General features: G+C 31.3%; 23 protein-coding genes and 8 tRNA genes. 6 read left to right on the top strand and 25 right to left on the bottom strand.

Annotated elements, in window-relative coordinates; all coding sequences use genetic code 11:
• Positions 1-155 precede the first annotated feature (155 nt).
• Positions 156-719 carry a TetR/AcrR family transcriptional regulator gene (locus tag ACWJJ7_RS12170; RefSeq protein ID WP_462962334.1) on the bottom strand — a complete coding sequence of 188 codons (564 nt, stop codon included), beginning with the start codon at positions 717-719 and terminating at the stop codon, positions 156-158.
• A 548-nt stretch (positions 720-1,267) separates the two neighbouring features.
• On the opposite strand from ACWJJ7_RS12170, the gene ACWJJ7_RS12165 reads away from it, so the two are divergent.
• Positions 1,268-1,912: an undecaprenyl diphosphate synthase family protein gene (locus ACWJJ7_RS12165; RefSeq protein WP_462964986.1), complete on the top strand. Its 645-nt coding sequence runs from the start codon at positions 1,268-1,270 to the stop codon at positions 1,910-1,912.
• A 457-nt stretch (positions 1,913-2,369) separates the two neighbouring features.
• Here ACWJJ7_RS12165 and ACWJJ7_RS12160 read toward each other — a convergent pair whose 3' ends face one another.
• The 5 genes from ACWJJ7_RS12160 to ACWJJ7_RS12140 form a co-directional block, all read right to left on the bottom strand.
• Positions 2,370-2,585 (bottom strand): hypothetical protein, encoded by a 216-nt coding sequence (locus ACWJJ7_RS12160; RefSeq protein ID WP_462962333.1) that lies wholly within the window; start codon positions 2,583-2,585, stop codon positions 2,370-2,372.
• A gap of 152 nt (positions 2,586-2,737) precedes the next feature.
• A complete protein-coding gene (locus ACWJJ7_RS12155; protein WP_462962332.1) occupies positions 2,738-3,403 on the bottom strand; it encodes a nitrite/sulfite reductase domain-containing protein in 666 nt (221 codons plus the stop codon).
• Between the two features lie 62 nt (positions 3,404-3,465).
• Positions 3,466-4,128, bottom strand: coding sequence for a hypothetical protein (locus ACWJJ7_RS12150; protein ID WP_462962331.1), 663 nt, complete (start codon positions 4,126-4,128; stop codon positions 3,466-3,468).
• Between the two features lie 205 nt (positions 4,129-4,333).
• The gene (locus tag ACWJJ7_RS12145) at positions 4,334-4,459 is read right to left on the bottom strand and encodes a hypothetical protein (RefSeq protein ID WP_462962330.1); all 126 of its coding nucleotides are present in this window, start codon (positions 4,457-4,459) and stop codon (positions 4,334-4,336) included.
• Positions 4,460-4,520: 61 nt separating this feature from the next.
• Complete coding sequence (locus ACWJJ7_RS12140) at positions 4,521-5,720, bottom strand: peptidoglycan DD-metalloendopeptidase family protein (RefSeq protein WP_462962329.1); 1,200 nt, start codon at positions 5,718-5,720, stop codon at positions 4,521-4,523.
• A gap of 211 nt (positions 5,721-5,931) precedes the next feature.
• On the opposite strand from ACWJJ7_RS12140, the gene ACWJJ7_RS12135 reads away from it, so the two are divergent.
• Both ACWJJ7_RS12135 and ACWJJ7_RS12130 read left to right on the top strand, forming a co-directional pair.
• Positions 5,932-6,918 (top strand): DnaD domain protein, encoded by a 987-nt coding sequence (locus ACWJJ7_RS12135; protein WP_462962328.1) that lies wholly within the window; start codon positions 5,932-5,934, stop codon positions 6,916-6,918.
• Positions 6,911-7,891, top strand: coding sequence for an ATP-binding protein (locus tag ACWJJ7_RS12130; RefSeq protein ID WP_462962327.1), 981 nt, complete (start codon positions 6,911-6,913; stop codon positions 7,889-7,891). The genes ACWJJ7_RS12135 and ACWJJ7_RS12130 overlap by 8 nt, the downstream gene beginning before the upstream one ends.
• A 339-nt stretch (positions 7,892-8,230) precedes the next feature.
• On the opposite strand, the gene ACWJJ7_RS12125 is transcribed toward ACWJJ7_RS12130, so the two are convergent.
• The 7 genes from ACWJJ7_RS12125 to ACWJJ7_RS12095 all read right to left on the bottom strand — a co-directional run bounded on the left by ACWJJ7_RS12125 (position 8,231) and on the right by ACWJJ7_RS12095 (position 8,886).
• A tRNA-Thr gene (locus ACWJJ7_RS12125) sits at positions 8,231-8,305 on the bottom strand.
• A 5-nt stretch (positions 8,306-8,310) separates the two neighbouring features.
• Positions 8,311-8,387: transfer RNA gene (locus ACWJJ7_RS12120), tRNA-Asp, on the bottom strand.
• A gap of 5 nt (positions 8,388-8,392) precedes the next feature.
• A tRNA-Val gene (locus ACWJJ7_RS12115) sits at positions 8,393-8,468 on the bottom strand.
• A gap of 13 nt (positions 8,469-8,481) precedes the next feature.
• Positions 8,482-8,556: transfer RNA gene (locus tag ACWJJ7_RS12110), tRNA-Glu, on the bottom strand.
• 85 nt (positions 8,557-8,641) lie between these two features.
• Positions 8,642-8,718, bottom strand: a tRNA-Asp gene (locus ACWJJ7_RS12105).
• 5 nt (positions 8,719-8,723) lie between these two features.
• A tRNA-Val gene (locus tag ACWJJ7_RS12100) sits at positions 8,724-8,799 on the bottom strand.
• 12 nt (positions 8,800-8,811) lie between these two features.
• Positions 8,812-8,886 (bottom strand) — tRNA-Glu (locus tag ACWJJ7_RS12095).
• Between the two features lie 339 nt (positions 8,887-9,225).
• Here ACWJJ7_RS12095 and ACWJJ7_RS12090 point away from each other — a divergent pair.
• Positions 9,226-10,455 (top strand): BaiN/RdsA family NAD(P)/FAD-dependent oxidoreductase, encoded by a 1,230-nt coding sequence (locus ACWJJ7_RS12090; RefSeq protein WP_462962326.1) that lies wholly within the window; start codon positions 9,226-9,228, stop codon positions 10,453-10,455.
• A 116-nt stretch (positions 10,456-10,571) separates the two neighbouring features.
• On the opposite strand, the gene ACWJJ7_RS12085 is transcribed toward ACWJJ7_RS12090, so the two are convergent.
• Positions 10,572-11,321, bottom strand: a complete 750-nt coding sequence (locus tag ACWJJ7_RS12085; RefSeq protein ID WP_462962325.1) for an acyl-[acyl-carrier-protein] thioesterase — start codon at positions 11,319-11,321, stop codon at positions 10,572-10,574.
• Between the two features lie 275 nt (positions 11,322-11,596).
• Between ACWJJ7_RS12085 and ACWJJ7_RS12080 the strand changes: the two genes are divergently transcribed.
• On the top strand, positions 11,597-12,190 hold the full coding sequence (locus ACWJJ7_RS12080) for an ECF transporter S component (protein ID WP_462962324.1): 594 nt from the start codon (positions 11,597-11,599) through the stop codon (positions 12,188-12,190).
• A gap of 40 nt (positions 12,191-12,230) precedes the next feature.
• Here ACWJJ7_RS12080 and ACWJJ7_RS12075 read toward each other — a convergent pair whose 3' ends face one another.
• From ACWJJ7_RS12075 to ACWJJ7_RS12055, 5 genes are all read right to left on the bottom strand, one after another.
• Positions 12,231-12,416 carry a DUF1858 domain-containing protein gene (locus ACWJJ7_RS12075; RefSeq protein WP_462962323.1) on the bottom strand — a complete coding sequence of 62 codons (186 nt, stop codon included), beginning with the start codon at positions 12,414-12,416 and terminating at the stop codon, positions 12,231-12,233.
• A gap of 251 nt (positions 12,417-12,667) precedes the next feature.
• A complete protein-coding gene (locus ACWJJ7_RS12070) occupies positions 12,668-13,954 on the bottom strand; it encodes an adenylosuccinate synthase (RefSeq protein ID WP_462962322.1) in 1,287 nt (428 codons plus the stop codon).
• A gap of 138 nt (positions 13,955-14,092) precedes the next feature.
• Positions 14,093-15,505, bottom strand: coding sequence for an NAD(P)/FAD-dependent oxidoreductase (locus ACWJJ7_RS12065; RefSeq protein ID WP_462962321.1), 1,413 nt, complete (start codon positions 15,503-15,505; stop codon positions 14,093-14,095).
• A 258-nt stretch (positions 15,506-15,763) separates the two neighbouring features.
• Entirely contained in the window at positions 15,764-16,726 is a 963-nt protein-coding gene (locus ACWJJ7_RS12060; protein WP_462962320.1) for a 3'-5' exoribonuclease YhaM family protein, read from the bottom strand.
• Positions 16,727-17,008: 282 nt separating this feature from the next.
• A complete protein-coding gene (locus ACWJJ7_RS12055; protein ID WP_462962319.1) occupies positions 17,009-18,193 on the bottom strand; it encodes a C40 family peptidase in 1,185 nt (394 codons plus the stop codon).
• 508 nt (positions 18,194-18,701) lie between these two features.
• Between ACWJJ7_RS12055 and ACWJJ7_RS12050 the strand changes: the two genes are divergently transcribed.
• Positions 18,702-18,860: a hypothetical protein gene (locus tag ACWJJ7_RS12050; protein ID WP_462962318.1), complete on the top strand. Its 159-nt coding sequence runs from the start codon at positions 18,702-18,704 to the stop codon at positions 18,858-18,860.
• A gap of 600 nt (positions 18,861-19,460) precedes the next feature.
• On the opposite strand, the gene ACWJJ7_RS12045 is transcribed toward ACWJJ7_RS12050, so the two are convergent.
• The 6 genes from ACWJJ7_RS12045 to lonC all read right to left on the bottom strand — a co-directional run bounded on the left by ACWJJ7_RS12045 (position 19,461) and on the right by lonC (position 25,143).
• Positions 19,461-19,536 (bottom strand) — tRNA-Thr (locus ACWJJ7_RS12045).
• Positions 19,537-19,555: 19 nt separating this feature from the next.
• Complete coding sequence (locus tag ACWJJ7_RS12040; RefSeq protein ID WP_462962317.1) at positions 19,556-19,882, bottom strand: TM2 domain-containing protein; 327 nt, start codon at positions 19,880-19,882, stop codon at positions 19,556-19,558.
• 145 nt (positions 19,883-20,027) lie between these two features.
• The gene (locus ACWJJ7_RS12035) at positions 20,028-20,405 is read right to left on the bottom strand and encodes a hypothetical protein (protein ID WP_462962316.1); all 378 of its coding nucleotides are present in this window, start codon (positions 20,403-20,405) and stop codon (positions 20,028-20,030) included.
• Between the two features lie 2 nt (positions 20,406-20,407).
• The gene (locus ACWJJ7_RS12030) at positions 20,408-21,463 is read right to left on the bottom strand and encodes a ParM/StbA family protein (RefSeq protein ID WP_462962315.1); all 1,056 of its coding nucleotides are present in this window, start codon (positions 21,461-21,463) and stop codon (positions 20,408-20,410) included.
• A gap of 352 nt (positions 21,464-21,815) precedes the next feature.
• Positions 21,816-23,147, bottom strand: coding sequence for a replicative DNA helicase (locus ACWJJ7_RS12025; protein ID WP_462962314.1), 1,332 nt, complete (start codon positions 23,145-23,147; stop codon positions 21,816-21,818).
• A gap of 91 nt (positions 23,148-23,238) precedes the next feature.
• Positions 23,239-25,143, bottom strand: coding sequence for a Lon family ATP-dependent protease (gene lonC / locus ACWJJ7_RS12020; RefSeq protein WP_462962313.1), 1,905 nt, complete (start codon positions 25,141-25,143; stop codon positions 23,239-23,241).
• Positions 25,144-25,202 lie beyond the last annotated feature (59 nt).

Raw genomic sequence — 25,202 nt, 5'->3', positions numbered from 1 at the left:
GGTCAGTCATATATATATTTTACATTTTTTTTTTATAAAGTCAATGTATTTTTTTGTGAATAAAAAAAGTAAACGTGCTCATTAATTTTATAATTTTATATGAAATAAAAAACAGCAAGATATTCTATTCTCTAGAATTATCTTACTGTGTATTTTTACTTTATTCCATTTAGTAGGTGCTCCATAAAATTATCTGTAATTTCATCTAATTTCATACTATCATTTTTAATAACATTATAAACGGCTACTGATATTAAGTTTCCAAAATACATATATGTTAAAAAAGAAGATTCACATTTTTTTATAGTTCCATTCTCCATAGCTTTGATCATAAATTTTTCAATATCTTGCATGTATGCCTTTAGCATTTCTCTAAGTTCAGAATGTCTTATTTTCCCACCCCATGCTTGACTCATTATAACCTTAAATAAATCCCTATTTTCATATGCCAATCTTAACTGATCCTTGGTTAATTCTCTTAATTTATAGGTATAATCTTCCTGTCCTGTAGTAATTTTTTCTATTTGTTTCCTAAGTAAGCTTACTCCCTCAGTAATTATGTATTTAAAAACCTCATCCTTACTTTTAAAATAATAGTAAACCGTACCTTTAGCTACTCCAGCATCTGCTGAAATCTCATCCATAGTAGCTCCATCATATCCATTAGTGGAAAAAATCTTAATTGCAGACTGAAATATAGCTCTTTTTGTTTTATTCATTAACTCACCTCAACTTATCAATAAATTTATCCTATGCTGCTATTTTAATCTTAAGGCACATAAAAATAAAACATTATTTAAAATGCCGTACCCTATATTTCAATAATGTTATACTATATCCCTATAAATTGAAAGTATTCTTATACATTATCTAAAATTATATTTTTAATTTTTAGGTTTCCTAGAATATTAAAATATACAGTATATTCTTAAATCATCTTCTACGAAGCTGCAATTTCGACGATTTCAGAAGGAGATTTATAGTTCCACTGAAATTTTATTCTTTGCTATAGTAGCTACCCCCACTTATAGAAGTTGGGTGACTTTCCTTCTGAACTGTCGTTAACCGTTTATTCCTATTTTATACCTTTATGTAATATATATCTATGTTAAATTCAAATATTAATTTAAAACTCCAATAAATCAGATTAATTATACTATATAATGCTACCGAATTAATAATTTTATAAATATAATGGATTAATGTAGTAATAATGGATATACTATCATTTATAAGTTATAAAAATTCACAATTAAAGGGTGATAATATGAGAATACCAAATCACATCGGAGTAATTCCCGATGGAAATAGAAGATGGTCGGTAGATAATGGTTTATCAAAAGACAAAGGGTATTCCTTTGGACTAGATCCTGGTTTGTCTTTGTATAAACTTTGCAAAGCTGTGGGTGTAAAAGAAATAACTTATTATGGGTTTACTACTGATAATACAAAAAGACCGCCCTTGCAGAGAGAAGCTTTTGTTAAAGCCTGTGTAGATGCAGTAAAACTTTTAAGTACACAGGACGCTGATTTATTAGTAGTAGGAAATAGTGACTCACCTATGTTTCCTAAAGAACTACTTCCTTTCACCTCGCGTAGAACCTTTGGTAAAGGTGGTATAAAGCTAAACTTTCTCGTAAACTATGGCTGGGAATGGGACCTAAGTAATCTAGATCAAAACAAAAGTAGCAAAAGAAGTAATATATTTAATTGCATAAAAACTAATGATATCTCTAGAGTAGATTTAATTATTCGTTGGGGTGGAAGAAGGCGTCTTAGTGGATTTTTGCCTTTACAATCCATATATTCTGACTTTTATGTTATAGATGACTTTTGGCCTGACTTTAAACCGGATCATTTATCAAATGCTTTAAATTGGTATGATGATCAAGATGTAACACTTGGCGGTTGATGTGTATAAAAAAATAACTAAGTTACCTATTTTGAAATAGATATAAGTTTTTTAATAAACCATATCTATTTTTTTATATGCTAAAATATGCTATTATTAAATAAAATCATCTCATGCTGAGCTTTAAAAGCCTATGCTTTATATCCCCATAAAATTATTTTTAAAGGAGTCTTTTATGGTTAATCAAAAAATAAATTGTTATAAATGTAAGTATTACTATATTACGTGGGATCCCGTATTCCCTAAAGGTTGTAAGTTTTATGGTTTCAAATCTTTGAATTTGCCTTACATACTAGTAAAGCAATCGACTGGCATATCTTGTTGTAAGTTTACACCAAAATAAAAGCAACTAACTTTTAAATGAAAACCACTGATATATTAGGCATCTAAAATAAAGCATACAACTAACCATTATAAATTTTAGCTCTAGTTATATGCTCTGTGAGTCCCTGAAATACTAATCTATAAATCTTTTATTTTGCTCAACTACCTCATATGCGTAGGATTCAATTTTTTCTTGTCTTATGCTTCCATTCTCATTAATTCCTGTAACTATTGTAGGTATATTTACTAACTTGATGTCTGTGCCTTCAATTTTAACATACCTTTCTAATCCATCTTTAGATTTTTCATATTCTTCATTACCTAGTTCTCTTGTCTTCATACTCCCCACATTTCATCTCTCCTTTCAAATATTATGCTATCCATATGCAAATGCTTATATACTTCATAATTTCTAAAAATATTTTATTTGCTGAACAATATTTTTAATAAACAGAGATGCTTTTATTTTTCAAGAAAAATAAAAACGCTAATTAAGCGTTTTTATTGAATGGATTTATTAAGTATATCATCTTTGAATTTCTCTAGCCCTATTCGCTGAATGAAATCGCCTAGTTTTTCTCCCATATTTCCATTAGCCTTGTAATATTCCATTAAAGTATCAACCACAATCAATACCTTTTCTTCTGTTAATTTATCTTCAATAATATCAGCTACCCTAGGGGTAAATCCTCCACTACCACCTGCGACTATCATGTATCCTTCTTTGTCACCTATTACGCCTAAATCCCTAGCGTAAACACTAGTGCAAGCATTCCTACAACCAGCTACTCCGATCTTTGTTCTACAAGGCATCTCCATTCCATGGTAACGCTTGTCTAAAAGCATTCCAATTTTCAAAGAATTTTGTTTCCCTCTTTTGCAAAATGCTGCGGGACACATGTGAACATTTTTTACAGAGTTTAGGGATTTAACGCCTGGTTGCATACCTAATTCTTCCCACACTTTTACAACATCTTCAGATTCTAGTCCTAATATTGCAATTCTCTGCCCTGATGTCATTTTTAAGATTCCTTTATATTTTTCAGCTACTTCAGCTATTTTTGAAAGCTGTTTTGAGGTTATAAATCCCCCTGGAATATGAGGCGTTACACCATAAGTTCTTTTCCCATCTCTTACTTTTTGAAGTACAGCATATTTAGGTTCCATTAAATTTCCTCCTATTCCATGGACATCGTAATAACCATTAGTTATTATGTCTCTAAGTATATTTACTTTCTTATAATTTGATTCACTCCGATTATACCATTATATTCTAAACCTTTAACAAAATTATAAGTATATTCCTCATTAGAATTTTCAATAAATGCTTTTGTCCATGTATGTCTAAGCATATAAAATATATTTACATCACCATTTACCATTTCCCAATAATTTTTATGAATACAGCTTGTAGTTTCCCATTCAAATATGTCATTTTCTGATTTTATAAGTCTTGTTACTCTATCACAAGGCATACCTTCTAATAAATAATTGTTAATGGCATTAAATACTTCTTCTGGATTTCCTGGCATCTCTTTTTCTTTTAAAGTTTCTCCAACAGTTTTACCTTGCTTTGCAAAACATTCCATAGCAATAATTTCTGCTTCTTCCCCATAATTTCTAATCATTTCTGTTATTATAAATGCTGTCCTAGTTTCTACTTTTCCAATTTTATCCTGTAACCACCCATGTATATTGGCTGCATCAATTATATCCTCTATATTTTTTGTGATGTCTATCGGACTTCCGTAATCCAGTGATTTTTGTGCAATATCTTTTGCATTATCTCCATATTTATCTATATAAACTTTTTTTAAATTTGTCTCTAAATCCTCTGCCAATAAAATTTTACTAAATAACCATGTGTGAATAGGTGCTAAAAAAGCGCTCATTATTATTCCTCCAATATCTATTTATTCTTTGAATTTACAAATCTATAATTTAATAATACTATATTTAGCCTATACTTACGGTAACTTATGTTACCATATGTACACCACTATAAATTAATTACTATTTTACAAATGATTAATTATATTTTAAAAAAATAAAAAGAGCATTAAAACTCTCTTTATTAAAATTCACAAAGTAGTTTTATTACTCTTCAGCTCTTATTGCAGATTTGCGTTTTGCCTTTTTCATATCAGACTCTTCTATAGTGTTTGGTTTTTTAGGCTTATCATCTTTTTCCTTCGCTGGATACTTCATTTCTTTATATGGCATAAAATCACTCCTTTATAAAGTATTTTTCACTTTTAAGATAATTTTATTCATATATTTATTTTTACTTAATGTATTTTTGAGGATTTTTAGGCTTACCATTTTCTCTTACCTCAAAATGTAGATGAGGCCCTGTACTATTCCCGGTACTTCCTACTTCTCCTATTTTCATACCACTCTTTACTGCTTCACCTTTTTTTACAGTAATAACACTACAATGTGCATATGTAGTTTCTATTCCTCCACCATGGTTGATTTTTATCACATTACCATACCCATCCTGCCAAGCTGCATAAGTGACACTACCATCTAATGCCGCACTTATTGTTGCACCAAAACTCGCTGCTATATCAACTCCTTTATGCATTTTTCCCCAGCGCTCACCAAATCTTGAACTTATACTACCTCTTGATGGACTATTTATAGCTTCCAATGGAGGTGTTATTGGGTTATTAGTTCCTACCAATATTTCTTTGTTTTGCACTGGCGTTATAGTATCTTCTTTTAAGACCTTTTCAGATATGATATTATTGTTAAGTGCTATTACTTCGCTAGTAACCTCTTTTATTCCATCGATACCTTCACGCTCCACCTCCTTAACACCATTCATTAGTTTACTCGAGGATTTTATAATTGTAGCAGGGTATATTGCTTGTTCCTTAATTGTATTTCCTACTATTTTCACAGTAATTAATGGAACTTGTGCTTTATTGTTATATTTAATTAATTCCTTAATAATTTCATGATTTTCATATAAATTTCCTGTTTTAACCTTAACAGGTTCATAACTAATTTTATTTTCTATATCTATTTTTCTTATACTATTTAGCTTCGAATTCTCAGAATAATAATCTTTTACAGAGTTTAAAATTTCTTTTCCTTGATTTTCATTTATTACATATGCCATTTTTCTATTATCTGATTTCATTAAAAATACGTCTACTACTATATTGGATTCTTTTAGCATTACTTTCTTAAGTCTATCTCCACTTATAAACATAGCATCATTATTTACTTTTACTTTATCTAAAGTTAAATCTTTTATTGTAATTATGTTTCCATATTTGGATTTAATTTCGCTTTGCAATTCCTTATATGTTTTATTAAATTCCTTCTTATTTTTTACAAATGTTATGGTACTGCTCCCTATAGAAACTTTATAACCATAAAACCTATATACATTTAAATACACCATAGTAGCAGTGATCATAAGTGTTATAATTACCACACCTATATTCATTTTATTTCGTTTTAGAGCATTCAATATTCTACCTCCTGTGATACTTACTTAATATGCCCTTTTATGACAAATAATATGCATTGTTGAAATATTTTTTTTATTTGTATCTTTAAGTGTATGGTATACTATATGTTGAATAATAAAATTCCTATAGATTAATACATTATATAAATAACCCGCGATTTTGTATTTTAAAATTATAGTTCTATAATATAAAAAGAAAGGTAGTGACTTTATGAGTACTTTCATGTTTAAGAATGAAAACTATAAATATACTCCTGTGAGTAATATCTTTATAGATAAGTTTATGCCTAGAGCTAGAGGAGAATTTGTTAAAGTTTATCTTCTTGGGCTAAAATATTGTACAACTGGAGAAATAGGCGCTACCTCGCAAGTTATAGCAAATACGCTCGGACTTCTAGAAACAGATGTTGTAAATGCTTGGAACTATTGGAATGATGAGAACCTAATTAAAATGACTCCCATTGATAATATGGGTAACTTTAATATTGAATTCTTGGATTTATTAGATGTTCCAAGTGACAATATCCAAGGCATAAATTTACTTGAAGAATTAACTAATTCTTCAATAAAGGGTATGCTTCAAGATATTGAAAAACTATTAGCCAAACCTCTTTCACCAAAAGAAATGACTATGTACCTAAGCTGGCAAAAAGATTATAATTTTCCTCCAGAACTAATACTTTTATTAATTCAATATTGTGTATCAAAAGGTAAAGTTGACTATAGATACATTGAAACCATTGCAATTGCTTGGCATGATGCTAATATTCAAAATATTGAAGAGGCCCAATCCTATATAAAAAAACATGAGGATAAATGGATAAACATCAGAAAAATATTAAATTACCTAGGAATAAAAGCTCCAGAAATAATGAAACCTCAAGAACAACTATTAGATAAATGGATAAATGTTTATAAATTTTCTCTAGAAATTATATTTAAAGCTTGCGATATTTGTTTTAATAGGCTAAGCCGCGCTGATTTTAAATATATCGACGGAATTCTAAATAGTTGGTTTAAAGACGGCATAAAATCTTTAGAGGATATAGAGAAAAAAGATAAAAAACGTTTAGTTACTAATAAAAAGACTACCGCTGGTGGAAAACCTGCCAAAGGAAGTTTCAATGATTATGAACAAAGAGCCTATGACTTTAATGAACTAGAAAAAAAATTACTAGGATGGGATAATAATGATTAAAGGATATCAAACCAAAATATTAGCTATGTATGATCGAATAAGGCAAGAAGAAGAAGCTGACTTTAGAAAAAGAAAAGTTCACATAGAAAAGGCTCACCCTGAAATTATTGAACTAGATCACAAAATAGGTAAGCTATGTATAGAATTATCTATTAGTGCTTTGAAAAGTATTAACAATAGAGATGAATATTTACATGCTTTGAAGGAAAAAATATTAGATTTAAGAATGAAAAAATCTGAGCTGCTAGTATCTAATGGTTTTGATATGGAATACTTGAATTTGCATTATAGATGCATAAAATGTCGCGATACAGGTTTTATTGGAAATACTAAATGCTCTTGTTTTAAGCAAAAAGTTATAGATGTTTATTATACTAGTTCTGAACTTCGAGGTATGTTAAATACCCATAACTTTGATAATTTCAAATTAGATTACTATCCTTCTAGAAAAAGTGACATTGAATCAGAATCTCCTAAAAAGAACATTGAAAAGATTTTATCTAGATCTATGAACTTTTTAAAGAATTTCAATACCACTGATGAAAATTTATTATTCTATGGAAGTTCTGGTACAGGAAAAACCTTTCTGTCTCATTGCATTACAAAGGAATTACTCGACAAAGGTTCTTTTGTAGTATATAGAACAGCCGAACAATTGATAAAGGCTTTAAAAGAAATTCGATTTAATGGCGACACCTCTTTAGAGGAACTACTAATAAATTGTGATCTACTTATTATAGATGATTTGGGTACTGAGCAAATTTCAGATTTTACTAAAACAGAAATGTTCAATCTACTTAACACCAAATTATTAAAACAAAAAAAAATGCTAGTGTCTACTAATTTAACTCTTGAAAATTTATTAAATACCTATACTGAGAGAATAACTTCTAGATTAATTGGCAATTTTACACTTTGCAAATTCTTTGGAGACGACATAAGAATAAAGAAAAATTTGAATAAATCAAAGTAAATGGATTCATCAGTATGAGCTTTATCCTGCATGACTCAAAATAAGAGCTTGAAACGTGAAAATCCATTAAATAATTCTAATCTTTTGCCAATATAAATTTCTCTAGCGCTCACATTCGGCTTACAGCCGGTTTGCTAGACTTCCTTACAGGAAGTCTCACGAGAATTTTATATTGGCAAAAGAAGAATTACTAAATGGATTTTCAATGTTTCTGATCTTCTTATTTTAAGTCACTCTGGATAAAGTTCATACTATTATGCGTATCTATATTCATGTTTATCCACGTTATTTTCCCGACCCTAAATAAAAAAAAGTCCTAAACTAATGTTTAGGACTTTTTGGAGCTGGCAATAGGAATTGAACCTACAACCTGCTGATTACAAGTCAGCTGCTCTACCGTTGAGCCATGCCAGCAAAAATGGCGACTCAAAAGGGACTCGGACCCTCGACCTCCGCCGTGACAGGGCGGCACTCTAACCAACTGAGCTATTGAGCCATATATGGTGGGAACAACAGGGTTCGAACCTGTGACCCTCTGCTTGTAAGGCAGATGCTCTCCCAGCTGAGCTATGCTCCCATATATGTTTTAATGGTGACTCCTAGGGGAATTGAACCCCTGTTACCACCGTGAAAGGGTGGTGTCTTAACCGCTTGACCAAGGAGCCTTATTATTTTCCAATGACTCTTGCCATAAGAATCATACTTGCAAATTAACTATTTTTTTACTAAACCATACCAGTTTAGTAAAAATGGCGACTCAAAAGGGACTCGGACCCTCGACCTCCGCCGTGACAGGGCGGCACTCTAACCAACTGAGCTATTGAGCCATATATGGTGGGAACAACAGGGTTCGAACCTGTGACCCTCTGCTTGTAAGGCAGATGCTCTCCCAGCTGAGCTATGCTCCCATATATGTTTTATGGTGACTCCTAGGGGAATTGAACCCCTGTTACCACCGTGAAAGGGTGGTGTCTTAACCGCTTGACCAAGGAGCCATACTAATTTGTCACTTTATTTATTATGGGCTTTCGTCTCGCAACCCGACATAAACTATAATACCTAATTTTTCTTAAAGTGTCAACATGTTTTCTTGTTTTTTTTTTGTTTTTTTTTCACAAAATGATCGAATCCAGTTAAATCAAGGGTTCATCTTATAGATAAATATTTATATTTTTTTTAAAATAATTACCTTTTCACTAAACAACCTACCCAAATTCTATGGTTTCTTATAAAACAAAATAAAAATTCATTTTCATCCTACTCATTTTAGGGTAAGATTATAGGCAACCACTTTATATTATAAAAATATTTTTTTCTCGAAAGGAGAGATTTTCTTGAAACATTCTCTTATAGTAATTGGCGGAGGTGCCTCTGGTTTAACCTCTGCTTTAATAGCAAAAGATTTTGGAATAGATGTAGCAATAATTGAAGGAACCGACAGAGTAGGTAAAAAAATACTAACCACCGGTAACGGCAGGTGTAATATCAGTAATGCACATATAAATAATAATAGATATCACAGTGAAAATCCATATTTCGCAGGTTATACACTAGATTCTTTTACCATAAAGGATACTATAGATTTTTTCGAATCTTTAGGAATACCTTTAGTAACAACAGATGGGGGTAAAATGTTTCCTATGTCATTGCAAGCCTCATCAGTACTTGATATACTACGCTTTGCTATAGAAGAAAAAAAAATTCCACTGTATACAAACACCAAATCTAAGGAGATTATTAAAACAAAGAATGGTTTTAAAATTTACAGCACAGATAATTCTACATATGAATGTGAAAAGTTGATTATTGCCACCGGTGGTAAATCGGCCCCTAAAACAGGTTCTGACGGCTCCGGCTATTCATTGGCTACACAATTAGGCCACAGTATAATCTCTCCCGTACCAGCCCTTGTACAGCTTAAATTAAACTATAATAAACTAAAGGCTCTATCTGGAGTAAAATTTGATGGTTTTGCGAACATATTTATAAATGATAAATATGTTCAAAAGGAATTCGGAGAAATACTTTTCACAGATTACGGCATCTCTGGACCTCCTATTCTTCAACTTAGTAGAACTGCATCTTATGGTTTGTCTAAAAATAGCAATGTTTCTTTAAGTATTGATATGCTACCAACTATTGGCTGCGAAGATCTAAAAACATTTTTAAACAATCATTGGTCAGTATTTCCGAGTCGCTGCGTTCATGATTCATTCATCGGAATAATTAACAAAAAGATCATTCCAATAATTTTAAAAGAAGCAAAAATAGATGACATTCATAAGCCTTGTTGCGATTTGACCTTAAACGAAAAAAATGCTATATATACTTTGTTAAAACAATGGCAATTTGAGGTTTCAGGTACTAATTCTTTTGCAAATGCTCAGATAACTGCAGGAGGCATTAATACAAAAGAAATTAATCCCGAAACTCTAGAATCTAATATTACTAAGAACTTATTCTTTGCAGGAGAAATATTAGATGTAGATGGCGATTGTGGTGGTTTTAACCTTCAATGGGCATGGAGTTCTGGTGCTATTGCAGGAAAAAATGCCTCCAAATAAAAAATAAGAGTGCGATACCTATGAAGTTTCTCCTGCGTGAATTGAAATAAGATTTTGAAACGTAAAAGTTGATTAAAAAATTCACTTCCAGAGAAATTTCATACTATATCGCACATCTATATCCAAGTACTTTCTAAGAGCGTCAGCTCAGTTCCCTCTTCATTTATAATTTTATGTCTACATATTATTTTATCTTCTTCTCTTATAATTTCTGTGCTCGCCTTTATGGTTTCTCCATATGTTGTTTCCTTTTTGTAAGTTACCTTAATATTCCTTAGTTCATAGTTTATTACTATATCCTTAGGAATTGTTTCTAAAGCCCATGCAGCATATTTAACATTATTTACGTGCATATTCGTATCAATATCACTATACCTCACATCAAAACTTTTCTCACTGTCCACTTTAGTTATTGTTGGTATATCTTCGATATCTATAATTGCATTATTGCTATCATCTACACCATAAGCCTCATACATATCTTTCGTAATCCTTATTGGCCTTCTTCTGTCTGTATTTATTAAAATCCACACAGAACTCGCATAGCCTATTTTATTCCCTTTCACATCAAAGATTTCATATTTCCTGTATGCATAAAATTTATTGAAAGAATATGCAAAAGTTTTAATCTTTATAGTTTCGTTTAATAAAGGATATGACTCCATTGTTATATCCCATTTATATAACACCCAAGCTGATTTATTCTCTTTAAGATGTTCTATGCCGACTCCGAGCACTTCACTTTGATACATTGCCATGTCACCAAGATAATCTATAATGCTTGTCATCAAAGCTCTTTTATGAATATCCACTTCATAATAATGAATATTATAATCTCTATCTGTAACCGCTGGGATTTTTCCCATAATACCCCTCCTATATTTCTCATGAGTACATAATAACTATTAATTTATGCCTCTTAATTTTCTTCATATTTAAAATAATACCAAACTAAACCAATATAGTAAACATTAACCGTATAGTGTTAACATAAAGTTTGTTAAATTTTTATTTAGCTATGTAATTGTTCTCAAAATAGTGTTAAAATATTGTAGTCAGTATTCATTATGAAACTGAACTATAAATAAGGATTATGAATAGAACGACTTATATCCTTATGGAATAAGAGCGGAGGGAACACATGATTAATAATAATTCTATTAAACTCAGAAGAATAAAAACAAGTGAACTTACAACTATTGGTATGCTATCAGCTATTTGCGTCGTACTTGGATTAACTGGATATGGTTTTATTCCACTTCCTGGTGCCAAAGCTACTATCATGCACATTCCCGTTATTATAGGATCAATAATAGGTGGCCCTATGGTAGGAATGACTATTGGTTTCATATTTGGGCTGTTTAGTATTATGCAAAACATAACAACTCCCAATATACTCTCTTTTGCTTTTATAAATCCTTTAGTATCTGTATTACCAAGAGTTCTTATTGGTCTTACTTCTTACTATGTTTATAACCTAATCCACGTTAAAAACGATAGCCTAAGGATTGGACTTGCTACCGTTGTTGGTTCTCTAACTAACACTTTTGGGGTTCTTACTATGATATATATTTTATATGCGGCTAGATTTGCTGCTTCTAAGTGCATAGATCCATCTATTGCTGCAAAGACGATTTATGGTATAGGTATAATAAACGGTGTTCCAGAGGCCATCATAGCTACTGTAATTACCATACCTGTTATCCTCGCCATTAAGAAAATAAAGAAAAGATAAAAAACAAGACACTTAGCATTTGCTAAGTGTCTTAATTTTTTTATGCGTTTAATGCAGTCATTAATTCTTCTAAATTAAGACCATGAACCATTGCTGCTTCTTCTAGTGTTTCAGCTTGTGCTGAAGGACATCCTACACAACCCATTCCAAAGCTCATTAATACTTCAACTGATTCTGGCTTTTGTCTTACAACTTCGCCTATTGTCATGTCTTTAGTTATTTTCATATTATCTACCTCACTTTATGTTAATTTAAAATAATTATACCAGAATTGAAATGTCAAATAAATAAAAATATTATTTAACTTTAATTCTCATTATATTTTATATACTTGAATTTTACTAGTACGCACTTTTTTAATCTCTAGTATGCACTTGTATACCTTAATATATATTTCCCACAATAATTATAATTTCCTATAATATTAAAAAACATACATATTAAAAAAATAACCTTTGTATAATATATGTCTATATGCTATATTTCAGTTAGCACCATTGTTTGATCTCTTTTAGGTCCAACTGAAACTATGGAAACTTTAACTCCTGTAAACTCTTCAATTTTCTTTAAGTATATTTTTGCATTTTCAGGAAGTTCTTCATAGCTTCTTGCATCAGCTATATTTTCATCCCAACCATCGAACTCTTCATATACTGGCACGCATTTAGCTAAATCCTCGAGGCTTGCTGGGAAATAATCTATAACACTACCTTCAAATTTATATCCTACACAAATTTTTATTTTTTCAAGTCCTGCTAATGTATCTATTTTAGTTACAGCAAAGCTAGTAAGTCCTGAAACTCTTGCTGCAGTTTTTAATATAACAAGGTCAAGCCATCCACATCTTCTTGCCCTACCTGTTGTTACGCCAAATTCAAAACCTTTTTCGCGAATCCATTCTCCTACCTCATCATTAAGTTCTGTTGGGAATGGTCCTTTTCCTACTCTTGTAGTATAAGCTTTCGCTACCCCTACAGCATTTGTTATCATAGTAGGTCCTATTCCTGCTCCAACACAAACTCCGCCCGCAATAGTGTTTGATGAAGTTACAAAAGGATATGAACCATAATCTATATCAAGCAACGTTCCTTGTGCTCCTTCAAATAAAACATTTTTTCCGGACTTTATTGAATCGTAAACTTTAACTGATATATCTTTTACAAAAGGTCTCATTCTTTCTGCATACTCTAAATACTCTGTATATATTTTATCAAAATCTAAAGCTTTTCCACCCAAAACTTTTGTTATTATATCATTCTTCATTGCTAGACTAGTTTTAAGCTTTTCTTTAAAAACATCTTTTTTCATTAAGTCACAAACCCTGATTCCACTTCTTTCAAACTTGTCAGTGTAACAAGGTCCTATACCTTTTTTTGTAGTTCCGATATCATTTTTACCTCTAGCTATTTCGTATAAATTATCTAACTCTTTATGATATGGCATTATAACCTGTGATCTATCACTAATCATCAATCTTTCTGGAGTTATTTTTTCACCTAAAGCTTCTAAATAGTCAATTTCTGTAAATAACGCTTCTGGGTCTACAACCACGCCATTACCTATTACATTCAATTTTTCTTTATATAATATTCCTGATGGTATTAAGTGAAGTTTATATTCCTTTTCTCCTACTACTACTGTATGACCTGCATTGTTTCCACCTTGGAACCTGACTACTACGTTAGCTCCCTCGGCAAGATAATCTGTCATCTTACCTTTACCTTCATCTCCCCATTGGGCTCCTAAAACTATAAATGCTGACATATAAATTCCTCGCTTTCTTTAATTCACAATAAAATTTCTTAACTACTAGTGTTAAGAATTTTTATTGTCTTCTATGTTTACTTCATGTTGAATTATACACTTTTAATATTCATATAACCAATTATTTATATTAAATTCTTAGTCTTCTTTCTGAGCTATGTCTCTTGCTACTACGACTCCTGTTGTAGATGCTTGCATTAGTCCTCTAGTTATCCCTGCTCCATCCCCTATGGTATATAGATTACTAACAGATGTTTCAAACTTATCATTTGTACTAATTTTACTAGAATAAAACTTCACCTCAACTCCATATAGCAATGTGTTTTTGCTATATAAACCTGGTGCTATCTTGTCAAAAGCCTTTAATGCTTCTACAATAGACGTTAAGTGCCTTTGTGGTAATACAAAGCTTAAATCACCTGGTACTGCTGATTTCAAAGTAGGTGTCGTAGTCGATTTACCTAATCTGTCATAATCTGTTCTTCTTCCTTTTAGTAAATCCCCGAGTCTTTGAACCATTATCCCCCCGCCAGTTAACATATTACCTAGCTGAGCTATATATTTTCCATAACCTATAGGTTGATTAAAAGGCTCTGTGAAAGTAGTAGATACAAGCATCGCAAAATTTGTATTAGTTGTCCTAAGCTTTTGGTCTGAGTAACTATGACCATTCACAACTGCAATCGTGTTATCATCATAATATTCCGCTGACACTACTCCCCCTGGATTCATACAAAAGGTCCTAACCTTGTTATCAAAGGTATCAGAATAATATACTAATTTTGCTTCATATAAGTCCTTTGTTAAATGGTCCATAACAGAATTAGGTACCTCAACTCTTACTCCAATATCTACTGCATTATTAGTAACCTTAATATTATGTTTTTTAGCTTCATTTGAAGCCCATTCCGCCCCACCTCTACCTGGTGCTGCTACAACATACTTTGCATTAACCCTAAACACACCTTCTTTATTCTTTAATAATACTCCAGTAGCTTTATTATCTTCTATTAATATTTCTTCCACTTCACTAAGTTCTATAAACTCAGTATTTGTATTATCTATTAAATGATGGTACATAGATTTTAAAACTTCATAGGCAAGTTCTGTTCCTAAATGTCTTACTGGACATTCAACAAGACGAATATTGTGCTTACTTGCTTCATATTCAACTTCGTCAACTTTGTCACTATTAAGCCCATATACCTTCTCATTTGCCCCAAATTTTATATATATATCATCACAATACTTTATTAATTTTTTTGATTCGTCTTCAGAAAAATATTCAAGAAGTTTTCCACCCACCTCTGGGCTTAGAGAAAGCTTACCATCTGAAAAAGCTCCAGCACCTGCCCAACCAAATGTTATCCCACACGGATTACATTTAACACACTTTCCTGTATCTCTAGCTGGACATTTTCTTTTTTCTATATTTCTTCCCTTATCAACTATAAGTACTCTAAGTTCAGGTTTTTTATTAGAAATTTCTAGTGCCGTAAATATTCCCGCTGGACCAGCTCCTACAATAACTATATCATAAAAATTTTTCATTTCATATACCTCCTTGAATTACTCTGTAGGAAATAAAATTTATCAATGGTTGCCATACTACTTAATGATATCAGAGCAGTATAACCCAGTCAATATAAAATGCGAATATTAATAAATTATTTTAAGTAATAGTTCGTATATACATTGTTTATCTAAAATAAAAAATACACTTACTCACATTGAATAACTGTATTTTCTCTATTAAATCATCACCTGCGGTGCTTCTCAAATGTAGTTAAAAGCATTTTATACTTTAATCTATTTATTAACAAAACTCTTATAAACATTTATATTATCTAGGGACCTTATTCTTTCTGAAAATTTGCCTTCCTCTGTATCCCCTAAAGCCTTATTCATATCATACATTCTTGCATCCATTATATCTAAATGATGTAGCATTTCCGCTTCTGGTATCATAGGTTTTTTAGGGCTTCCATACTCTGCTTCATAATGATGAGCTAGCACCATATGCTGTAGTAACATAGATACTTCAGTATCTGCTTTAACCTCAAGGCTTGCTGTTTCTATCATTTTAATTCCTTGAATTATATGACCTAAAAGCTGTCCTTCCACTGAATATTCGCTTACGATTCCAAGTTCACTAGCCTTCATTTCATATATTTTACCAATATCATGAAGTATTATACCTGCATATAGCAAATCCGTATTTAGAAACGTATAAATTTCGCTTAATTTTTCTCCTGCCTTAAGCATGGTGGTTGTGTGATATAACAGACCTGATCTTATAGAGTGATGGTTAGACTTAGCAGCTGGATAATGCATTAGCTTTTCCTCATTATGACCTAAAATATTGCTAACTATATTTTGAATATCTATATTTTTAATCTTAGATAAATATTTTAAAATATCATCATACATTTTTTCTGGTGAATACGGTGCCACTGCAACATAATCACAAATGTTTACTTCGTCTTTTTCCTCAGTTAGTCTTATCATTTCAATTTTTAATTGAAGCTTTCCTCTCCACTCATTTACTGTACCCTTAATTTTCACTAAGATGCTTTGTTTAAATGTATTTTCTAATTTTTCATTGCATTCCCAAAGTTTTGCATTTATATCGCCGGTGGCATCGCCTAAATTAAAATCTAAATATTTATTTGTGTTACTATTGTTGGAAACCTTGCTATCTACAGATTTTATAACATAAAAACCTTCAATCCTATCGCCTTTCTTCATTCCACTTATTTTCTTCATTTCCATATTTATCTCCTTATATTGTAATAAACTTATTATATCTAATACATTATGCTGATACAAGTGCTTAATATCTCTATATCAATCAATTAAATTACATAACTTTAATATATCTTTCAATTATACATCAATATCGTTTGTAAAATTTAGAAATCTTTAAGTTAAGAAATATTTTTAAATTAACTTTTTTAATTATGATAAACTGGATATAAAAAATGAATGTATGATTTAATAAAAATCATACATTCATCTATAATATTAATTATTCCTGGTTTATATTAAATATACTTATTTTACTACTCTTTTTCCAATTATAAAATTACTTTTATAATATCCAGTTAATTCAGATATTTTTACAACATCACCAGTTTTGGGAGATTGTATAAATTTATTATTACCAATATATACTCCCGCGTGAGATGCTTGGGAAGGCGATGCTGGATTTGTCCTAAAGAATACCAGATCACCTTTTTGGAGACTATTTATATTAACTGAGGTACCTATATTTATTTGGTCCATAGTCGTTCTAGGTAAATTTATACCTATGTTTTTATAAGCATATTGTATAAGACCTGAACAATCAAAACCACCACTTACATATTTGCCATTAGAATTAAACTTCGCTGGTGTTGTACCACCCCATAAGTATGGCATTCCTAAAAACGTGTTTAATTGCGAGATTAAACTCTCTATATTTTTTGTTGCAGTACTTTGTTGTCCATTTGAATTATTTTCTGTGGTATCACCTCTACTTGGAGTGTCATTACCTAGGCTTACGTATGTTTTAGCTATATATCCCCATTGTCCGTTATACTTGATTTTATAGAAATCATTTTGTGTTCCATATAAATCCACTTTTGCATTTATTTTTATTGCGCCCATAATATTGTTACCCATAGACGCCGTTTTTCTTACATTTAAACTTGATGCTGTAATATAACCAATTCCAGTAGTCACACTGCTTGTACTATCTGTATTTGTGCTTGTATCCTGTCCTGTTGCAGCCTTCACATATTGCTCACTTACATAACCTGTTTTGCCACCATAATTTATCTTATAAAAACCGTTTGATTTTTCATACATTGTCACTTTAGTTCCGCGTGTAATAACATTAGCAACAGAATAATTTATTCCAGATCCAGATCTTACATTTAAATAGTCTGTTGTTATTATTCCTGCAGTCCCCGCTCCATTTATTGTACTTGTAGAACCAGACGTATTTGACGATAATTTTATATATGAGCTATGTACATATCCAGTTTGTCCTTTATAATTTATTTTATAGAATTCACCTTCTTTACCAAGTGTCTCTACCGCCGTATTTCTCGCAAGAGAAGCTATAATCGATGATGAAATTGATGATTTTTGCCTGACACGTAATGAACTTGCAGTCACCGTTCCATTGTCCGCGAATACAACATGTGAACCCGCCATAGTTAATAACATTGCTATAAAAGCTACTCTCTTTTTCATATACTACCTCCTATATTTTAGATGAATATAAATTATTGAAATATGTAAATTATTTCTAATGTAAATATTTTATTTTTTTCTCCTAGAGTTTTGCTTGCATATTTATTCTCTGCAATATTTTCCAGGAAATGTTTTGAACGTTAGCTTGTCTACTTATTATAACTAGTACTATGAATATGTTTACATCAATCTTCCCCTTTAACTTGACACTAACACAAATGGCATAAATTTTCACTTTTTTTATATAATACCATTGTAACAGAAAGTAATAATTTTTTATATACATATAATTTATAAAAAATCACTGATTTTCATGATTCTTACCTAAATTTCACTTATTAAGTCAAATAAAATGAGAATGTAATTATACAAATAATCCTTATACTTTCCGATTTAAATTCTATGGTAATATTTGTCAATATGTATTATAATTATTATTGTGTTACAACATTCTATTTAGCATACATAAGCTTATTTTATGTAACACAAATCTTGCGAGGTGATAATTATGCCCAGAGGAAGAAAGAAAATTGAAAATTCTAAAAGCGAATTGATTCATGTAAGAATAAGTGAAGACATATCAAACTCTTTAGAAAGTTTCTGCAAGGCAAGCAATATAAAAAAGAGTGAAGGAATAAGACTCCTCCTTGAAAGTATTCTGAAATAAATGCTACACTAAAAAAGTAGTTAAGATATAACTCTCAACTACTTTTTTGCTATGCTTTTAAACCATCACCTGCGGTGCTGCAACAGCTCAGCAGGAGCTGCATTAACGTCTTCAGAAGGAGATTTATACCCCCGCTGAAGTTTTATCTTTGCTATGGTATGTAACTCCCATTTATATAAGTAGGAGACTTACCTTCTGGAATGTCGTTAAAAGTTCTTGCCACAAGCAACGATTCGTTTGTTACCTTTTATTAATTTACTTTTATCTATTCCAACTTTCACTTTTATCTTTTTCATTTACATTCAACCTCACCTTATATATAATTACACTTCTAGTACTAATAAAACACGATTATTTCCTCTTATTTATTCTGTCTATCAGTATTATTACCCAATATATGTAATATTAATCAATCCGTTAAATATAAAAGCCTGAAGATAGATTTCTCTACCCTCAAGCTGCGTTTTACTATATTTCTATTCATTTACTATGCCACTTTATAACCCACCGTCTGCCTACTTTAGCTATGCTGAACGTACAAAAAAGCACCAGCAGTTATGCCAGTGCTTAAAAAAAAGCTTTGTTTTCATGTTACAAACTTGGAGCTGAAAAAGGGAGTCGAACCCTCGACCTACGCATTACGAGTGCGTTACTCTACCAACTGAGCTATTTCAGCATATACAAAACGATTTAAACTAATACCTATATAGATTTTTATTTAGTTGTAATCCATTTATATCTTTAAATGAATTAGTAGCAATCAAAATAATATCAACTAACACCCATATTCCAAAACCACCAAAGGTTAAAATCATTAAAATTCCCGTACCTATTTTACCTACATAAAATCTATGAATACCAAATGCGCCAAGAAAAATACACAGCAATAAAGCAACTAACCAGTTTTTTTCACTAATAATCCGTTCACCAGTCGTATTAGGTTGAATTAATAAATTAATCCCACATATTTTACAAAAATTAGAGCTATCTTCATTTTGAGATCCACAACTAGGACAGAACATTAAATCACCCTTTTTAGCTTATTTTAAATGACTTTCTTATATTTTATCATATGTGGTATCATTTTACTATATGTATGAAATAAGTGTTTTTAAAATAAAATGAATTCTTAAAAGTAAAAAGGAGTGGCGAAGACGCCACTCCAAGCTATAACGACATATCTTTCACACAATTAAGTTTTTTCATATAATCACTTTCAACAGAATCTATCTCTCTCTCATTTGATTTTTTAACAATAACTGCATCGTTAATTTGTGGAATTGAGTTTGGCATAGCACCTTTAAAAAGCTCTCCAACTATATTACCTATATAATCTTTAACTTCAGGGTTATCTAAAATATTTGCAATATCTACTGTATCTAGCTTCTTAACTTTATTGCCGTAGTCCCTGTAAAATCTCAGAGCCTGCTTTATAAGTTTAGAATTATTAATACCTTTCTTCTCCATATTGCTCACATAATTAATTAAGTCTTTATCTGTTTCCTCTCCTAAATTTGATGATACAGTTTTACGGAGTGCTCCCATACTTATTGACCTGCTACTGTCGTTGCAGCAACTTCTTTATTTCCATCTAAGTATTCAAGTACTAACAATTCTTTATATCTTTCAGCGAACAGTATAGCATTTGCACATTGAGGATTTTTATTGTCTATAAGTTTTGGCTGAGTTTTCATGAACTCAGTTTGTAAATATTCTAATAGTAACTGCGCAGGCCCTCCTATTATTCTTATATCTTTACAAGTATTTGGTTTAAAAGAGCTATTAATTGAACTTATTGCTTTCTCCACGTATGGTTTTAACACTAGATCTTTAATGTCTTTTAATACATTTGCTTCCCCAAAAGGTAGTTCGTCATCTTCTAAATATTCGATAGCATCTGATATATCATAATTACCATCAGATCCGTCAGCAGAGTTGAACTTAGTGAGTAACGCTTCTATTGTTGGCTCAAATCCATGTTGTGCAAAACTACTAGCCTTAGTCATTCCAAGCACCTTGTTACCGAATTCATCTTTCTCATATTTCCAATGAGATACATCTAAAGTACCACCACCAAAGTCAAGTAATAACATTGGATAAGTAAATGTTTCCATGGTTTCAGCGCTTAATGTACCTCCTTGTTTAAATACTTGTACATCTAATATTTCTATATCATATGTTATATTATTTATTGTTATAGACTGCTTTTCCATCTTCTTTATTTCATTTTTAAGTGGAATACTGTGATCTATATAATATTCTGCTGGAAGTCCTACAGCGAGTCTTACTTTTATTTTAGTTTCCCCCTTAAAACTTAGTGCAATAGCGTTAAGCAGATTCAACTTATAATGCTCGGACATGTATTTATTAGATTCCATGTTAAGCTTGCCTTCTTTATTACCTACGGTGTATAACTTTCCATTCCAAGTGATGTTACTTATTCCAGTAGCCCTAGAACCATGCTTGCTTACAGCAGAGACTCTACTAGCAAAAGTTACATTGGTACTTGTTTTTGTAAATGTATTTCCTATGTCAACAGTTAGTACAGATGCTAGCGCTTTCTTTAATACAGGATACTTTTTTGATATTTCTGTTAAGTTCATTTATTTTTCCTCCTAAATTTTTCTAATTATTCCTTATTGTTATATATTCTATATTATGTATCAATATCCTTCTTTTGTAATAAAATATTTATATATATATTTATAAACCTATTTATAGATGTTTGTCTACATCCTTGTAAATATAGATAGATATATCTATATATATATCTATCTACAAATGTAAACATATATATATCCACATTAAAGAAAATATCCTTAATAGCTCACTAGTCATATCAACCTCTCCCACACTATATGTACACAAATAGAAATAGGATAACAAAATTTTATAAATTTTGTTATCCTATCATAATTTATCTAATCTAGTAGATAAATCTACTTTAGCGTATTCTTACTCTCTATGAATTACATCAAGTCTTGCAAATTTACTGAATTGGCCTATCCATGCAAGTTTTACTGTGCCTATAGGACCATTCCTTTGTTTTGCTATTATAAGTTCTGCTACATTTTTATCTTCCGTTTCCTCATTATAATACTCATCTCTGTATAAGAACATAACAAGGTCAGCATCCTGCTCAATAGACCCTGACTCTCTAAGATCAGATAACATAGGCCTATGATCAGTTCTTTGCTCTGGCGCACGTGATAGCTGTGACAATGCTATAACAGGGCACTGCATCTCCTTTGCAAGAGCTTTAATAGATCTTGATATTTCTGATACTTCTTGTTGTCTGCTTTCTGTATTGCTACCAGTCATAAGTTGAAGATAATCTATAACTATCAGATCTATGCCATGCTCCATTTTTAATTTTCTACATTTTGAACGCATATCCATAACAGAAGTTCCTGCTGTATCATCAATGAATATTTTAGCAGCAGCAAGCGGTCCGGATGCTTTCGCTATGTTTTCCCAGTCCCTATCTTCTAAATCACCATGTCTAAGCTTTGACATATCAACATTTGCTTCTGAACAAAGCAGTTTATAAGAAAGTTGTTCCTTAGACATTTCCAGGGAGAATACAGCTACACTTTTCCCTTGTCTAAGAGCTGCATACTCTGCTAAATTTAATGCAAAGGTAGTTTTGCCCATAGACGGCCTTGCAGCAATAAGAATCATATCACCCTTTTGAAATCCAGCGGTTTTATCATCAAGTTCTGGGAACCCACTAGATATTCCTGTTGTTTCCCCTTTATTATTAAATATTCTTTCTATTTCTAAGAAACCTCGCTCTAGAACCGTGTTCATTGGTTCAAAGTCACCTGCATTTTTTTTCTGTGATATATTAAATACTTTTTGCTCTGCAAGATCCATTACAGCTTCTACATCATCTTGCTTATTATAACAATTTTCTATAATTTCCGTAGAAGCTCTAATAAGTTTTCTTAAAGTAGCTTTATCTTCTACAATTTTTATATACGAACTTAAATTAGCTGTGGAGGGTATCGAGTTACTTATCTCTGAAATATAAGTAATTCCCCCTGAAGCTTCTAACTTTTCAGAAGAACGTAAATGCTCGAGCAAAGTAATCATGTCAATAGGTGTATCTTTTTGATATAAATCAAAAATAGCGCTAAATATAACTTTATGGGAATCTCTGTAAAAGTCATCGCTTTTTAGAACCTCTACTACTTGTGATATCGCGGTTTTATCTATAAGCATTGATCCAATTACTGATTGTTCTGCTTCTAAATTATAGGGTAAACTTCTAAGAGGTGTATCCATTTTTTTATCTCCCCTAAAGTAATGTTTTATGCCCTGCTAAAAATGCATCACCGAAGGTGATGATTTAACAGGGCCATTAATTATAGTTAATTTATTTTATTTCAAATACTAATTTCATTAGTTCTTCAATGTTTGATGATGTTTTTATTTCAATATCTTTAAGGTCAATAGGAATTTCCTTTTCATTATCACTCGGAACTATAACTAGCTTAATTCCCTTTCTTCTTGCACCGTAAATTTTTTCAAATATGCCACCTACTGGTTTTATAATACCCCGAAGGGATATCTCTCCAGTTACTGCAACATCCTGCCTTAGAGGTTTGTCTAAAAGAGAACTAATTATACATACAGTTATAGCTGCTCCGGCCGATGGTCCATCAATTTTACCTCCACCTACTATATTTACATGTATGTCATAATCCTTAATATCTTTATTTGTTGTTTTCCTTATTACAGAGGCAGCATTAAACACTGAGTCCTTAGCCATACTTCCAGCAGTATCATTAAACCTTACTTGACCTTTACCTTTTTCCTTGGCCTCAAATACCGATGTTTCTATTTCTATAGTTGATCCTATATATCCTGATACCCCAAGTCCATATATGTGGCCAACTTCAGCTTTAACCTCTTTATCTAATTCCTCGTAGGGAGATAGTCTACTTATAGATATAATATCTAACAAGTCCTTAACCTCAATTTTGACTTGAGAATCATCTACTGATTTTCTATTATGCAGTACAAATCCATAAGCATCTGCTAAAATATTTATAGCTTTTCTTCCTTCAATAGTATATCTACTAATAGTTTGTGCAACCCCATCACCTATTTTAACTTCTAATTTTTTCGCAGCATTTACCACTATATTTTCTATATCCTTAGCAGTTAATGGTTCAAAATAAACTTCAGTACATCTTGATCTTAATGCTGGGTTTATTTCTGATGGTTCCTTGGTAGTAGCCCCTATTAAAACAAAATCTGCTGGAGCACCTTTATCAAATAAATATTTTATATATTTGGGTGTGTTTTCATCTTCAGGATCATAGTAAGATGATGAAAACTCAACTCTTTTATCTTCTAATACTTTAAGTAATTTATTTTGAAGTATACTATCAAGTTCACCTATTTCATCAATAAATAATACTCCTCCATGAGCCTCTGTTACAAGACCTATTTTTGGTTCTGGGATCCCACCCTCAGCTAGATCTCTTTTACTTCCCTGATATATCGGGTCATGTACAGAGCCTAAAAGTGGATTTGTTATTTCTCTTGGATCCCACCGTAGTGTTGTACCATCCACTTCTACAAATTTAGCATCTTTATGGTAAATAGTATAACTTAGCTTTTTAGCTTCCTCAAGGGCAAGCCTAGCCGCAGTAGTCTTTCCAATTCCTGGTGGTCCATAAAGAATAATGTGTTGAGGATACGGCGATGCCATTTTAGATAACAGAGATTTTATAGCTCTTTCCTGACCAACTATTTCACTAAAACTCTCAGGTCTTAATATAGCTTGTATATTTTTAGTAAGTTTTCTGCTATCAAGTTCTTCTAAATCCGCATATTTTTTAAGTGTTTTAGCATTTTCAGGACCCTTTTGTTTCTTAATTATTCCAAGTCTTACTTCATCAATATACTTATCTTGCTTTTCCATTAGATTTTTTTCTACTTCAGCTTCAATCTTATTTTGCACATATCTTTTAGCTATTTCATCAGTCAACCATTCATTAGTATTATCTAGTGCTTCTTGTATATTTTTTTCATTAGGCACTATCTCTATACCCTTACCATTGCTGATAATTTTATTTAAAGCGAATAACCTTCTATATATACTTTCGCTTTTAATATGCTTCTGAAGTTTAAATTTTATAATTTTAGACTTTATAGTGCCTTCATCTAGCACATTCCTCATTATTTCATATAAAACGTCTATTTGTGTATCCAGAGGTAATGCATCTCTTTCAACCTGTTCTCCAATTTGATTAACTAATAATGTCTTCAAACGTAATCCGCTTTAATAAATATGATTATCATTTATTTACTAAAGCGTTTCCTCCCTTC

This window comes from Clostridium sp. CM042 (genome assembly GCF_055080995.1).
Note: the sequence above shows the minus strand (reverse complement) of the source record. Positions and strands in the feature narration are given on the sequence as shown.